This is a genomic window from Sporosarcina sp. JAI121 (assembly GCF_013408665.1).
Lineage (GTDB): Bacteria > Bacillota > Bacilli > Bacillales_A > Planococcaceae > Sporosarcina.
In genome coordinates this window covers 1,909,764-1,923,480 of the sequence record NZ_JACCCL010000001.1, presented here as the reverse complement: position 1 = coordinate 1,923,480, position 13,717 = coordinate 1,909,764, and the positions used below count along the sequence as shown (strand labels likewise).

Genomic DNA, 13,717 nt, shown 5'->3' with positions numbered 1-13,717 from the left:
ATAGCTTCATTTTTGGATTAATTAGGATAAGAGGAGTCTAATTCGGTGGGGGAAATTACGAATTATAAGTGGGTCACGGATTTTCTTGAAAGTTTAAATTAACTCACTTGCGTATATAGGCATATGCTTATATACTGTTGATGTAGAGGAGGGATGATGGATGAAGACACCAGTAACGATTGATCTGCAGCGGGCATCACGACTATTAAAGTTACTCGGGGATCCGACACGTTTGACGATGATGAAATTACTCAAGTCACATGAATGTTGCGTATGTGAATTTGTTGAGATTTTTAAAATGAGTCAGCCGGCAATCAGCCAGCACTTGCGTAAACTTAGGGATATTGGGTTAGTGAAAGAAGAACGCAAAGGACAATGGATTTTCTTCTCGGTTAATGAAAGCCATGAAGATTACCCGTTTATTGAAAGCATCCTTGGACATCTTCCAGACCAGAATGAATCAATTGTCGAATTGGAGTCCCAAGGGCTTAGAGTTTGTTGTAAGTAGAGAGGGGAAAGAGCGTTGGTTTCAGTACTAACAGCATCATTGATATTCATCATTACACTTATTTTTGTTATTTGGCAGCCTAGAAATTTATCAATTGGATGGTCCGCCTGCATTGGGGCGATAATTGCTTTGTTAGTTGGGGTAGTTGATTTTCAAGATGTGATTGATGTAACGGGGATTGTGTGGAATGCCACGCTTGCTTTCATCGCCATCATAATTATCTCATTGATTTTAGATGAAATTGGATTCTTCGAGTGGTCTGCCTTACATATGGCTAGATTAGCTAAAGGTAGCGGTATTCGCATGTTTGTTTACGTCAGCATTCTTGGCGCGATTGTTGCTGCTTTGTTCGCAAACGATGGGGCGGCTCTTATACTAACGCCAATTGTACTTGCAATGGTACGAAATTTGAACTTTAATGAAAAAATGATTTTTCCATTCATTATTGCCAGCGGTTTTATTGCTGACACGACTTCATTACCATTGGTCGTGAGTAATTTAGTCAACATTGTTTCGGCAGACTTTTTTGGTATCGGATTTGTCGAATATGCATCTCGAATGATTGTTCCGAATTTATTCGCTTTAGTTGCTAGTATTTTAGTGTTGTTGTTATTCTTCCGTAAAAGTATCCCGAAAAACTATAAAGTATCAGATTTAAAACAACCGAAGGATGCTATAAAAGATGCAAAGATGTTTCGACTAGCTTGGGTGATATTAAGCGTATTACTCATTGGATATTTCTCTAGCGGATTTACAGGGCTTCCTGTTTCTATTATTGCTGGGCTTACAGCGATATTCTTCATGGCTATGGCACAAAGAAGTCCTGCTGTTCACACGAAACTAGTACTTAAAGGGGCGCCTTGGGCCATCGTTTTCTTCTCTGTCGGAATGTATGTGGTCGTTTACGGGTTGCGAAATGTCGGTTTGACAAGTGTGCTGGCTGATGTCATTCAAATGGCTGCCAATCAGGGGCTCTTTGTAGCGATAATTTCGATGGGCTTTATTGCAGCGATATTATCATCGATTATGAATAATATGCCTACGGTCATGATTAATGCGTTGGCCATATCAGAAACGACTACGACAGGTCCTATTCGGGAGGCTCTGATTTATGCAAATATCATCGGGTCGGATTTAGGTCCGAAAATCACGCCAATCGGATCCTTGGCCACTTTATTATGGTTGCATGTACTGTCACAAAAAGGTGTGAAGATCTCTTGGGGTAACTATTTTAGAATCGGTATACTCTTAACAGTTCCTACACTCTTACTTACACTAATCGGACTGTATGTATGGCTTTCGTTCATACAATAACCAAAAAGGGGATTTTCATTATGTCAAAAAAAACACTCTATTTCTTATGTACAGGTAACTCGTGCCGTAGCCAAATGGCTGAAGGTTGGGGCAAAAAGTATCTTGGCGAAGAATGGCAAGTTCTCAGTGCAGGAATTGAAGCGCATGGTGTCAATCCAAGTGCTGTAAAAGCGATGAAAGAAGCGGGCGTCGATATATCGACCCATACGTCGGATGTTATTGATCCTGAAATATTACATAATGCAGATTTTATCGTCACTCTTTGTGGGGATGCTGCTGATAAGTGTCCGTTGACACCACCGCACGTAAAACGTGAACATTGGGGATTTGATGACCCTGCAAAAGCAGAAGGAACGGATGAGGAGAAATGGACGTTCTTCCAGCGTGTACGGGATGAAATTGGTGCAAGGATTGAACTTTTCGCCAAGACAGGTGAATAATTTTAACTCGGGAAGTAAAAACAGCAGGTGGCCAATCTGGACTTGCTATAGATAATAGATCGAGTAATTGTTAACGCAAAAGAGTCCACTGAGTGGGCTCTTTTGCGTTTTTAAGGTCTGAAAAAGAATAAGCCAATAATTTTTAAAATAGCTGGGAGGAAGTGTTGGCCAACAGATACTATTTCAATGCAGATAGGCTTCATGATTTTGTGTCTCTTACTTCAAGATATGCGGAAAAAAGGCGAATTACAAAATCAACAGACGCATTGGATAGAAGGAATTGGCAAGTTATATCAAGAATGATATACCGAATTGCTCCTCGGATTTATGTTTTTATCGAGTGTGGCAAATTATTACATTGTTGGATTTGATTTTGTTCATGAAAGTGGTCCAAACAAATCAAGTCCCTATTGAATACTATATTTACAGAGACTAAATATGCCACCAAAGTCTCTTGGAAGGATGGTACCAATATATGAAAACAATTATTTTTATTGGTAGTAATAAATCCGGGTCAAGCAGGGAGGCGATAAAAGCTGCTGAAAGGCTTGGTTTTTTTACTGTGTTATTAACCGACAGAGAAATTTTCCTTGAAAATAGACTTGATTTTCCCGATGTTCATCAAATGACTTTGATGGAGATATCAGATTATGATTTATTAAAGGGAAATATAAAAGAGATACAAGAACAAGGGAAAATAGTAGGGGCAATAGTAAGTTTTATTGATCCTTTTGTCCATGTAGCTGCAAAGTTGTCAAAGGAATTTGGCTTGGCTTCAGTGTCCCCCGATCCCTTAGTAATGATGGAAGATAAAGTTTTAACACGTGAACTTTTAAAAGATCTTCCAGTATCGCCCTATTTTACAAGGTATGAAAAAAATGATTCCTTAATCGACTTTATCGACAAACAAAGGGGGTTATATCCATTAATTGTGAAAACACCCGTTTCATCTGGCTCTAAAGATGTATTATTTGTCGAAGATGAAAGGCAATTAGCTCAGTCTATAAATACATTAGTAAAAAAAGGTAGCAACGAAATATTGATAGAGGAATATTTAGATGGGCCTCAATATTTGATAGAAGCCTGTGTGTACAATGGAAAAGTACATATCGTGGCTGTCATTGAACAGGAAATAACTTTTTTCAATCATTTTATTGTTACCGGTTATTGTCTGTTAGGAGATATGGATAGGGTTTTTTACAATAAAATCTATGAAACGGTCTGTTTGGTATTGGATCGGTTTAAATTGAAAAATGGATCCTGCCATATAGAAATGCGTTTAATTAATCATGAATGGAAACTAATTGAAATAAACCCTCGAATATCAGGGGGGGGGATGAATCGAATGATTGAAACAGCTTTTGGCATTAATTTAGTTGAAGAGACAATAAAGATATTTTTGGGACAAGAGCCTAATCTCGAGAGAAAATTCAATAGGTTTGTTTATGCGCATTATTTGACGAGTGACTCTACAGGTACATTAATAAAGGTGACTGGAAAAAACCGTTGCTCCAGGCTTCCGGGGATAGAGGAAGTTTTTATTAAACCTAAAAAAGGGAAGATTTTACACCCGCCATTATCCATGGGTGATCGATATGGATATGTGTTGGCTTCCTCAGATAATAAAGAAGAAGCAATGAGCATAGCAAAAGAAGCTGCAAAGGAAATCCGTTTTTATATTGAGCCAATATAACTTTTGGAGTGAATAAATTATGATTGAATATGGACATGGAAAAGAGAATGAAGATGAATCGGTTTGTTGTGTTAAATCTACTTTGAAGACAATACTTGAAATTCAGAACAAGGCTAAATTACCAATCTTTCAAGGTATACTCCAGGAAACTATCCCGTTTATATTATATTCCTCTGCGACTGTTGAACCATATTTTGCCATCGGAATTACCTCAGCTTCACAAATCCCATTTAGAACTTGCTTTTTCCGTATAGAAGATTTAACAAACTCATCTGTCCAACTATCGCTATTGCGTCCATTTGATGTAGAAGGGAACTGTATAGATACAATAGACACTCCTTATCGATTGGAAAGGACCAATAGTAAAGTGATGATATCTATACAGTGTTTTTGTAGTATTCAGTGTATCAGCCCTAAACTAGTAAATCGTCAAAGTATCATTGTTGGACATAAGTGGTAGAAACGAATGACATGTCAGGTTTGTCGATATAAAAAGAATGAAAATCAATTATCTAGGATTTACAAAAGGTTTTACAATCTAATGAAAAGTGAAGTACTGATAGTCCTTTCTACTAATGTTCTTAGAAGGACTTCTTTTATAAGGGGAGTTGAAAAAATATGACCTTAATCGGCATGCTACATCATAGGAAAGATCCACGTAAAGTAAAAAAGGCATACGCTTATTCAGTTGTGGCGAAAGCTGAAGGTGTGGAGTTTTTTTACTTTACTCCAGCTAAAGTTGATATTGTAAATCAAACAATAATCGGGAAGTATTATGAAAATGGTGTATGGATTGATAAGAAATATCCATTTCCGGACGTCATTTATAATGCAAGTTATCCTTTGACTGAAAAAGGAGAGCGGACCGTAGATTATTTATCCAAGAGGATTCCATTTACTTGTCATTCAGTCGGCGATAAATGGGGTGTCTATAAAAGGATTAAGAGAGGCAAGGATTTCAGACAATACTTGATTCCAACGCTTGTATTAACTGATGTTGAAAAGTTATTGGAGATAATTGACCTATATTCGAAAGTCGTCATGAAACCTCTTTCGGGACACCAAGGCTCCGGTATCCTTTTCATTGAAAAAGAAGATAATCAAAATTTCAAAGTTAATAACGCTGGTCAAATTTCGATATATAAGAAACAAGAGTTGCTGGACTTGGCCTTACTTAAAATTCAAGAACAAGAATATTTGGTTCAAAAATTTATTTCATGTCAAATAAAGTCTGGCCATGTATATGACTTCCGTTTGCATGTTCAAAAAAATGGAGAGGGAAAATGGGTCATTACATCCATTTACCCTCGTATAGGAGCTTTGGGAAGTAATACATCAAATTTAGGGAGTGGTGGGTATACGGCTTTTCTTGATGATTTTCTACGAAAAGAATTTAAGGATGATTGGTTCAATGTCAAAAGAACGCTTGAACACTTTTCATTAAGCTTTTCTAACCATTTTGATACTTTATACGATGGTGTCTCGTTCGATGAACTAGGGATTGACATTGGAATTGATGAAAACCAGAGAATATGGTTATTTGAAGTGAATTGGCGGCCTGGCCCCCCCATAATTTATAATTGCGAATTAGATTTTGCGATAAACATGATTCAGTATGCCAAACATTTAGCTACTACTAACAAGAACTTCTCATCTTAAAATAGTTGTAGTAATAGCGGAAGTACTTTGGTTAAACAAATGAGCAGGTGTGCCGCTTCAATAGGTCACAAAATTCATCGTTATTCTTACCGTCGAACAAATGAATAATAAAACACGCTAAGCGACCGGAACTCCGGATACTGAGCGTGTTTTCTTTATTTAATAAGGGCCGTAATACCCGTATGGTTGATAACCATAAGGCGGATACCCGTAATAAGGGTATCCATACGGTGGATATCCAGAGTATCCATATCCCGGGAACAATGCGTTACCAAGCAGGGTACCTGCTAATCCCCCGATTAAAGGACCCCCAAATTCACCAAATCCCCCAAAACCGCGATCAAAGTTGCGATGCCTAAAATCACGATCAAAGTCGTGACGCCTAAAATCCCGATCGAAATCACGATGCCTATTACCGCCTTGAAAATTTCTAGTCATTTTCATCCCCCTGTTCCACTTAGCCTATTCACAAGTGGCTGGTGGGGGAAAGGCCATTGCCTATAATGCTTTTATATCCGAATCTGCAAACCGTTCAACAAACATCTCGAGTGTATACAAAATAAAACTACCTATCTATTTGAATATTTTTGGTGTATAAACTCAAACAAAATTTATAATAGAGATGTTTAATTCACTAGAAGGCGGGAAGATAATGAGTGAGTTCGAAACTCAAAAAAACGAAGGAGGAATTATTCATGGCTAAGAACAACCAGAACAATCGCAGCAGAAACAAGAATGGTAACATGACTGTCGAAGAAGCGGGACGTAAAGGTGGGGAAGCTACCTCCGCAAATCACGGAAGAGAGTTTTACGAGGAGATCGGACAAAAAGGCGGAGAAGCTCGGGCGAAACAACGCAACGATAATGACAACAAATAAAAATTCTTAATTACTCTTCAAATAGACCCCGAGTAATAATCTGAAGAGGGATATCCCATGAGTCGATTTTTTGACTCGTAGGATATCCCTTTTCGTTAGAAAAAGTATGTTCCCAATCGGATATTTTATTAAACCGCTTAATCCGATAAAGCATCCGAAGCATTACTATAGAAGGAACATGAAATAGTAGGGGAAGAAGTAGATATGTAAAAGCCCTAAACCAGCGGGAGACATCCCCGAGCGTTGAAGCGTTTATTACGGAGAATCCTCCACGTATTCTTGAATTACTACGATTTTTTGGTTAATCGCCCGTCAATCAATGTTAAATTCGAAATCGCTGTGATATAGTGGGAAATGAATGAAAGAAGGTGAGCGTATTGAGAAGGAAGTACGGAAGACTCAGGAAAAAAGAAAATGTTATTGTCTTTCCAGGGACATTTGAAAAACTCGTTGAAAAAGGCCATTTAGCCGTTGACCAAGAGGAATATGAACTGGCGGTGGAAGCATTTGACCAGGCAATCGTTTATGAACCTGACCATCCGGAATTTCTAGGCCCTTACGCTGTCGCCCTTTACGAAACAAAGGACTTTCTACGAGCAAAGGAAATAGCAGCAAGGCTTCTTCATAGTGGAACCGCTGACTACGTCGATGCAATGGAACTGTATTTGACTATCAGCATTCAGTTGCAGGAGTACGACGAAGTTGAAATGACGATCGATGCGTTAATCGATGAGGGGATCGTCCCGCCGGAAATGCTGAATAAATTCAATTATCTGCGGGAATTGAATGGACGGTTATCAGAGCGCTATGCGCACGAAGAGCCGGGCATTCAAATGAAAACCTTCACAATAGACGAATTCATGAAGATGGATGCAATGACACAACAGTATGCGCTTGCCTCACTTGAAGGAAGTGACTTGTCTGCTATAGCGCCGCTTCTTGTGACGATTGCCGAGCGAGATGATGTGGCGCCCTTAGCCCTCACATTCGCTTTGACACTTCTGCACCAAACGGGTTATACAGGAAAACTTATCGTCCGTAAATTCGGTTGGGAAAAACCTATTGTACCAGCGGAAATGACATTGCCGGGACAGGATGAATTGACGAAAAAGGTACGCGAGGAAATTGAACGTCTACTATTTCAAGATCCTTCCAGGTTACAGATGGCGCAAGGTCTTATTGAGAAATTCGCAATTACTGCATTCCCTTTCGGATGGGGGGATTATCAAGCGGTAGAAGTCGCGGCAGCTTATGTAAATTACATAGAAAGCCTGTTTTCAGGTGAGCGTGTGCCTGAGACAGCTCTCAACTTACTTATCCAGCAGATTGACAACGATTCGGACCTTTCATAAAGTGCGAAATCTGTTGAAAGATGAAAAGACTATGATATACTAAAATGGTTGTCAATGGAGTATATACGTACGAAAAGATATTGGCCAAAATGATTCGGAGGTATTTAATTATGTCAGTTAAATGGGAAAAACAAGAAGGAAACAAAGGGACTCTAACAGTAGAAGTACCTGCAGAAGTAGTAACAGCAGGTCTTGATAAAGCATTCAAGAAAGTCGTGAAAACGGTTCAAGCGCCAGGATTCCGTAAAGGGAAAATGCCACGTCAAATGTTTGAAAAAATGTATGGCGTAGAATCACTTTATAATGAAGCACTTGATTTCATCCTACCAGAAGCATATTCAAATGCTCTTGACGAAGCAGGCGTCGAGCCGATCGATCGTCCTGAAATCGACATCGAACAAATGGAAAAAGGAAAAGAGCTTATTTTCAAAGCACTTATCACATTGAAGCCTGAAGTGAAACTTGGCGACTATAAAGGTCTTGAAGTAACACGTCAGGAAACAGCAGTTACCGACGAAGAAATCGAAGAGCAATTGAAAGACCGTCAACAAGCATTCGCTGAATTGGCTGTAAAAGAAGACGGTACAGTTGAAAACGGCGATACAGTGAAAATCGACTTCGAAGGCTCTGTTGATGGAGAACTTTTCGATGGCGGTAAAGCTGAACAGTACGACCTTGAAATCGGTTCAGGTTCATTCATTCCTGGATTCGAAGAGCAATTGGTCGGCTTGAAACAAGACGAAGAAAAAGATGTTGAAGTGACATTCCCTGAAGAATATCACGCTGCAGAACTTGCTGGCAAAAAAGCGATTTTCAAGGTGAAAATCCACGAAATCAAAACTAAAGAAATTCCTGCACTAGATGACGAACTTGCAAAAGAAATTGATGAAGAAGTGGAAAGTCTTGACGCATTGCGTACAAAGTTGAAAGAAAAAACTTTGGAAGAGAAAAAATCTGCATCTGAAACAGCACTTCGTGATGACCTAGTTGAAGCAGCTGCTAAGAACATGGAAGTTGAAATTCCAGAAGTGATGATTAATTCTGAAGTTGAACGTATGATGGAAGAATTCGGTCAACGACTTCAATCACAAGGTATGAACCTTGAACTTTACTTCCAGTTCTCCGGGCAGAATGAAGAAGCACTTCGTTCACAAATGAAAGACGATGCACAAAACCGTGTCCGTGTTTCATTGGCGCTTGAAGCAATCGGTAAAGCTGAAAACATCGAAGTTGCTGAAGAAGACATCAATGCAGAGTTAGAAAAAATGTCTGAACAATTCGGCATGGATGTTGAGCAGATCAAAACGACTCTTGGCGGAACATCGGTTCTTGAAAACGATCTTCGTTTTAACAAAACAGTTGAATTCCTTGTTGAAAACGCAAAGATTACTGAATAATAAAGTGGAATAAGGACAAGGTACGGAAGACCGTACCTTGTTTTTCATAGAAAGACTTAATAAGCTTTCTTGCTGTGTAGTGAAGAATTCTAATTAGTTGATAAAAGTCGGGGAATCTTGTAAGATTGTCACTTGAATAGGGGTGAGCATAATGTTCAAATTTAACGATGAAAAAGATAACTTGAACTGTTCTTTTTGCGGGAAATCCCAGGAGCAGGTTCGTAAGCTAGTCGCTGGTCAAGGCGTCTATATTTGTGATGAATGTGTTGAACTTTGTGCTGAAATCGTCGAAGAGGAAGTCGGCCTTGAAGAAGGATTCGAGCTGAAAGACGTTCCGAAGCCGAAAGAAATACAGAGTATACTCGATGAATACCTGATTGGGCAGGATCGTGCAAAGAAATCTCTTTCGGTTGCTGTCTATAATCATTATAAACGTGTCAACTCGAATAGTAAGATTGATGATGTTGAATTATCGAAATCCAATATTGTTTTAATCGGTCCTACCGGCAGCGGGAAAACACTACTCGCACAGACTCTTGCAAGGATTCTTGATGTACCGTTCGCGATTGCGGATGCTACTTCATTGACTGAAGCAGGCTATGTCGGTGAAGACGTTGAGAATATTCTGTTGAAACTGATTCAAGCGGCAGATTACGATGTGGAACGTGCAGAAAAAGGGATCATCTATATTGATGAAATCGATAAAGTTGCACGGAAATCCGAAAATGCGTCCATTACTCGAGATGTATCAGGGGAAGGCGTCCAACAGGCACTTCTTAAAATCCTTGAAGGGACCGTTGCGAGCGTGCCACCACAAGGCGGTCGCAAACACCCTCATCAAGAATTCATCCAAATCGATACGACGAATATCCTCTTTATTGTTGGGGGAGCATTCGACGGCATCGAAGAAATCATCAAGCGTCGTATCGGTCAAAAAGTGATCGGATTCGGTGCTGATCCAAACACTGTCAACGAAGAGGAATCTTACCTTGCAAAACTGATTCCGGAAGATCTTCAGCGTTTCGGACTGATCCCGGAATTCATCGGTCGTTTGCCTGTTCTTGCAAGTCTTGAACAGTTGAGCGAAGACACACTCTATCAGATCCTGACGCTTCCGAAAAATGCAATTGTGAAGCAATACCAAAAAATGTTTGAGCTTGATGGTGTTGCATTGCGTTTCGAAGATGATGCATTGCTTGAAATTTCAAAAGAGGCAATCACTCGGAAAACAGGTGCTCGTGGTCTGCGTTCAATCATCGAAAATATCATGCTTGACGTAATGTACGAACTGCCTTCACTTGATGAAGTTTCAGAATGTGTCATTACAAAAGATTCTGTCTTGGGGCAATCAAATCCGATTCTTTTAACAGAGGACGGTACCCGAGTTCACTTGGATAATGAGAAAGACTCGGCGTAACGCCTGAAGGAAGAGCTGACTCCGACGACGCGCGTGAAAATGCGCTAATCGGTGGTCAGCTTTTTAAACGTTTTAATGATTATAAAATTGGATATACATAATTAATGGAGGTGACTTCCGCATGGTAACAAATAAATTGTCTAATATACCTGTACTGCCACTAAGAGGGCTGCTAGTTTACCCTACGATGATTTTACATATTGATGTTGGAAGAGAACGCTCCGTATTTGCCATTGAACACGCTATTGCCCAAGACAACCTTATATTCCTTGCAACGCAAAAAGATATAAGTTTAGAAAACCCCGAACCGGAAGACTTGTATAAAATGGGTACATTGGCATACGTAAAGTCAATGACGCAGTTACCGAACGAGACGTATCGAATATTAATTGAAGGAATCGAACGTGCTGAATGGTTCAATTATGAGGAAGCGGATCTTTATCCTGTCGTTGAAGTCATCGGTTACCCGGATGACGAGAAAGTTGACTTGGAATCAGAAGCACTCATGAGAACACTGCTTACATATTTCAAAAAGTATTCGAAAATTTCAAAAAAGGTGACGGAGGAGACATATGATTCCGTTGCCTCCATTATTGAACCGGGAAGACTTGCAGACACGGTTGCTTCCCACTTGCCCCTCAAACTCGTTGCGAAGCAGGAAGTCCTGGAAACGACCAATGTCAATGAACGTCTCGAGTGGCTCACGAGCAGGCTTTACAACGAACAGGAAGTTCTTAACCTTGAAAAGAAAATTAATGAGCGTGTCAGGGAAGCGATGGAGCGAACCCAAAAAGAATTTTACTTGCGTGAACAGATGAAGGCAATCCAAACAGAACTGGGCGATAAAGATGGTAAAGGTTTGGAAGTTGCAGACTTGACTGAACGCATTGACAAAGCAGGAATGCCGGAAGCTGTTAAAGAAGCTGCCTTGCGAGAGCTCGATAGATATGAAAAAATACCATCCGCTGCGGCTGAAAGCGGAGTCATCCGAAATTATATTGAGTGGCTCGTTACGTTACCGTGGTCGGAAGCATCAAAAGATCAACTTGACATTAACCGTTCAGAGGAAATCCTGAATCGTGATCATGATGGTCTCGAGAAAGTGAAGGAACGCATACTTGAATATTTGGCGGTTCGGCAGTTGACGAATTCATTGCGGGGACCGATCCTATGCCTTGATGGACCTCCAGGTGTGGGGAAAACCTCTCTCGCTAGATCTATCGCTGAATCCCTCGGCAGGAAGTTTATCCGTATTTCACTTGGCGGGGTGCGAGATGAATCGGAAATACGTGGGCATAGACGGACATATGTCGGCGCGATGCCTGGCCGGATCATCCAAGGGATGAAAAAAGCGGGAACGGTCAATCCCGTATTCCTTTTGGATGAAATTGATAAGATGTCGAATGACTTCCGTGGTGATCCATCTTCCGCTATGCTTGAAGTACTCGACCCTGAACAGAATAATAAATTCAGTGATCATTATATCGAAGAGCCTTATGATTTATCGAAAGTTTTATTCATCGCCACTTCGAACGATTTAAGCGCGATTCCAGGACCGCTTCGAGACCGTATGGAAATCATATCAATCGCCGGTTATACGGAAATTGAGAAGCGTACCATCGCAAAAAACCACTTGATTCCCAAACAATTGAAAGAGCATGGCTTGACGAAATCACAAGTGCGTATCAGCGACCCTGCAATCCAGGACATCGTAAGATATTACACGCGCGAGGCGGGAGTGCGTGGCTTGGAACGTCAAATTGCGGGTATTTGCCGTAAGGCCGCGAAACTGATTGTCACTGGAGAAAAGAAAAGCATTACGATCAGTCCTAGGACGCTCGAGCAGCTTATCGGTAAAAAGAAATTCAGATATGGCCAGGCCGAGACTGTCAATCAAATCGGTGTCGCAACCGGCCTTGCTTATACGCAAGTTGGCGGGGATACTTTGCAGATTGAGGTTTCTTTATCGCCAGGAAAAGGTAAACTTATACTGACGGGGAAACTTGGAGATGTCATGAAGGAATCCGCTCAAACTGCATTGTCCTACGTTCGTTCGAAAACAGTGGAATTTGGTATCGATCCAGACTTCCATGAAAAATATGATATCCATATACACGTTCCCGAAGGGGCAATACCGAAAGACGGTCCATCTGCTGGTGTGACCATTGCTACAGCGCTTGTCTCCAGCTTGACAAAACGGCCAGTACGCCGCGAAGTCGGTATGACAGGTGAAATCACTTTGCGCGGCAGAGTTTTGCCGATTGGCGGAGTGAAAGAAAAAACATTAAGTGCTCATCGTGCCGGCTTGACGACAATTATCTTGCCAATCGACAATGAGCGCGACATCGAAGATATTCCAGAAAGCGTCCGGGAGGAATTGACATTTAAACTCGTTTCTGACGCAGAAGAGGTCCTCGAAATTGCATTGGAGGAGACTTCCAAATGAAAGTCCATAACGTTGAAATGATAATGAGTGCTGTACGACCAGAACAATATCCGACAGAAGGGTATCCGGAATTTGCGTTAGCAGGCCGATCCAATGTTGGAAAATCATCGTTCATTAACAAGATGATTGGGAGAAAGAGTCTTGCCCGAACATCTTCTAAACCCGGCAAGACACAAACACTAAATTTTTATAAGATTGAAGAGCAGCTATTTTTCGTGGATGTCCCGGGATATGGCTATGCAAAAGTATCGAAATCATCCCGTGAAACATGGGGAAAATTCATCCAGCAATATATGACGGAAAGGGAGCCCCTGCGTGCTGTCGTTCTAATTGTTGACTTACGCCATGCTCCAAGTGCCGATGATTGTGCCATGTATGATTTCCTTGTCAATAATAATATGCCTGCAATCGTTATCGCGACGAAAGCGGATAAAATTCCAAAAGGGAAATGGGAAAAGCATAAAAAAGTTGTTCGTGAAACGCTTGATATGCGTCCGTACGATTCTCTCATCGTCTTTTCATCTGAGAAGGGTATCGGTATGGAAGCGGCGTGGAAAGAAATCGAAAGTAGAATGTAGGTTTGAAAGCGGAAATCCGGAAGGCGATAATTGCA

Annotated in this window: 13 protein-coding genes; 12 read left to right on the top strand and 1 reads right to left on the bottom strand. The window is 40.7% G+C overall.

Annotated elements, in window-relative coordinates:
* Nucleotides 1-160: 160 nt before the first annotated feature.
* The 6 genes from HDC33_RS09045 to HDC33_RS09020 all read left to right on the top strand — a co-directional run bounded on the left by HDC33_RS09045 (nt 161) and on the right by HDC33_RS09020 (nt 5,614).
* A complete protein-coding gene (locus tag HDC33_RS09045; RefSeq protein ID WP_179392123.1) occupies nt 161-508 on the top strand; it encodes an ArsR/SmtB family transcription factor in 348 nt (115 codons plus the stop codon).
* A 15-nt stretch (nt 509-523) separates the two neighbouring features.
* Nucleotides 524-1,822 (top strand): arsenic transporter, encoded by a 1,299-nt coding sequence (locus tag HDC33_RS09040; RefSeq protein ID WP_179392122.1) that lies wholly within the window; start codon nt 524-526, stop codon nt 1,820-1,822.
* A gap of 20 nt (nt 1,823-1,842) precedes the next feature.
* Nucleotides 1,843-2,262 (top strand): arsenate reductase (thioredoxin), encoded by a 420-nt coding sequence (arsC, locus tag HDC33_RS09035; RefSeq protein WP_179392121.1) that lies wholly within the window; start codon nt 1,843-1,845, stop codon nt 2,260-2,262.
* Nucleotides 2,263-2,737: 475 nt separating this feature from the next.
* Nucleotides 2,738-3,955 carry an ATP-grasp domain-containing protein gene (locus HDC33_RS09030; protein ID WP_179392120.1) on the top strand — a complete coding sequence of 406 codons (1,218 nt, stop codon included), beginning with the start codon at nt 2,738-2,740 and terminating at the stop codon, nt 3,953-3,955.
* 19 nt (nt 3,956-3,974) lie between these two features.
* Complete coding sequence (locus tag HDC33_RS09025; protein WP_179392119.1) at nt 3,975-4,415, top strand: CotY/CotZ family spore coat protein; 441 nt, start codon at nt 3,975-3,977, stop codon at nt 4,413-4,415.
* 158 nt (nt 4,416-4,573) lie between these two features.
* A complete protein-coding gene (locus HDC33_RS09020) occupies nt 4,574-5,614 on the top strand; it encodes a YheC/YheD family endospore coat-associated protein (RefSeq protein WP_179392118.1) in 1,041 nt (346 codons plus the stop codon).
* 159 nt (nt 5,615-5,773) lie between these two features.
* Here HDC33_RS09020 and HDC33_RS09015 read toward each other — a convergent pair whose 3' ends face one another.
* Nucleotides 5,774-6,052 carry a hypothetical protein gene (locus HDC33_RS09015; RefSeq protein WP_179390502.1) on the bottom strand — a complete coding sequence of 93 codons (279 nt, stop codon included), beginning with the start codon at nt 6,050-6,052 and terminating at the stop codon, nt 5,774-5,776.
* Nucleotides 6,053-6,309: 257 nt separating this feature from the next.
* On the opposite strand from HDC33_RS09015, the gene HDC33_RS16825 reads away from it, so the two are divergent.
* From HDC33_RS16825 to yihA, 6 genes are all read left to right on the top strand, one after another.
* Entirely contained in the window at nt 6,310-6,492 is a 183-nt protein-coding gene (locus HDC33_RS16825) for a KGG domain-containing protein (protein WP_179392117.1), read from the top strand.
* A 377-nt stretch (nt 6,493-6,869) separates the two neighbouring features.
* On the top strand, nt 6,870-7,844 hold the full coding sequence (locus tag HDC33_RS09005) for a tetratricopeptide repeat protein (RefSeq protein ID WP_179392116.1): 975 nt from the start codon (nt 6,870-6,872) through the stop codon (nt 7,842-7,844).
* Nucleotides 7,845-7,954: 110 nt separating this feature from the next.
* Nucleotides 7,955-9,241: a trigger factor gene (gene tig, locus HDC33_RS09000; protein ID WP_179392115.1), complete on the top strand. Its 1,287-nt coding sequence runs from the start codon at nt 7,955-7,957 to the stop codon at nt 9,239-9,241.
* Nucleotides 9,242-9,392: 151 nt separating this feature from the next.
* Entirely contained in the window at nt 9,393-10,658 is a 1,266-nt protein-coding gene (gene clpX, locus HDC33_RS08995; protein ID WP_179392114.1) for an ATP-dependent protease ATP-binding subunit ClpX, read from the top strand.
* Between the two features lie 121 nt (nt 10,659-10,779).
* On the top strand, nt 10,780-13,104 hold the full coding sequence (lon, locus tag HDC33_RS08990; RefSeq protein ID WP_179392113.1) for an endopeptidase La: 2,325 nt from the start codon (nt 10,780-10,782) through the stop codon (nt 13,102-13,104).
* Nucleotides 13,101-13,682 carry a ribosome biogenesis GTP-binding protein YihA/YsxC gene (gene yihA, locus HDC33_RS08985; RefSeq protein ID WP_179392112.1) on the top strand — a complete coding sequence of 194 codons (582 nt, stop codon included), beginning with the start codon at nt 13,101-13,103 and terminating at the stop codon, nt 13,680-13,682. The genes lon and yihA overlap by 4 nt, the downstream gene beginning before the upstream one ends.
* Nucleotides 13,683-13,717: the final 35 nt, after the last annotated feature.

What these genes read in the sequence shown, in the direction of transcription:
- tig (WP_179392115.1), top strand. Translation starts at nt 7,955, where the DNA reads ATGTCAGTTAAATGGGAAAAACAAGAAGGAAACAAAGGGACTCTAACA.
- HDC33_RS09025 (WP_179392119.1), top strand. Translation starts at nt 3,975, where the DNA reads ATGATTGAATATGGACATGGAAAAGAGAATGAAGATGAATCGGTTTGT.
- HDC33_RS09015 (WP_179390502.1), bottom strand. Translation starts at nt 6,052, where the DNA reads ATGACTAGAAATTTTCAAGGCGGTAATAGGCATCGTGATTTCGATCGG.
- lon (WP_179392113.1), top strand. Translation starts at nt 10,780, where the DNA reads ATGGTAACAAATAAATTGTCTAATATACCTGTACTGCCACTAAGAGGG.
- HDC33_RS16825 (WP_179392117.1), top strand. Translation starts at nt 6,310, where the DNA reads ATGGCTAAGAACAACCAGAACAATCGCAGCAGAAACAAGAATGGTAAC.
- arsC (WP_179392121.1), top strand. Translation starts at nt 1,843, where the DNA reads ATGTCAAAAAAAACACTCTATTTCTTATGTACAGGTAACTCGTGCCGT.
- yihA (WP_179392112.1), top strand. Translation starts at nt 13,101, where the DNA reads ATGAAAGTCCATAACGTTGAAATGATAATGAGTGCTGTACGACCAGAA.
- HDC33_RS09020 (WP_179392118.1), top strand. Translation starts at nt 4,574, where the DNA reads ATGACCTTAATCGGCATGCTACATCATAGGAAAGATCCACGTAAAGTA.
- HDC33_RS09030 (WP_179392120.1), top strand. Translation starts at nt 2,738, where the DNA reads ATGAAAACAATTATTTTTATTGGTAGTAATAAATCCGGGTCAAGCAGG.
- clpX (WP_179392114.1), top strand. Translation starts at nt 9,393, where the DNA reads ATGTTCAAATTTAACGATGAAAAAGATAACTTGAACTGTTCTTTTTGC.
- HDC33_RS09045 (WP_179392123.1), top strand. Translation starts at nt 161, where the DNA reads ATGAAGACACCAGTAACGATTGATCTGCAGCGGGCATCACGACTATTA.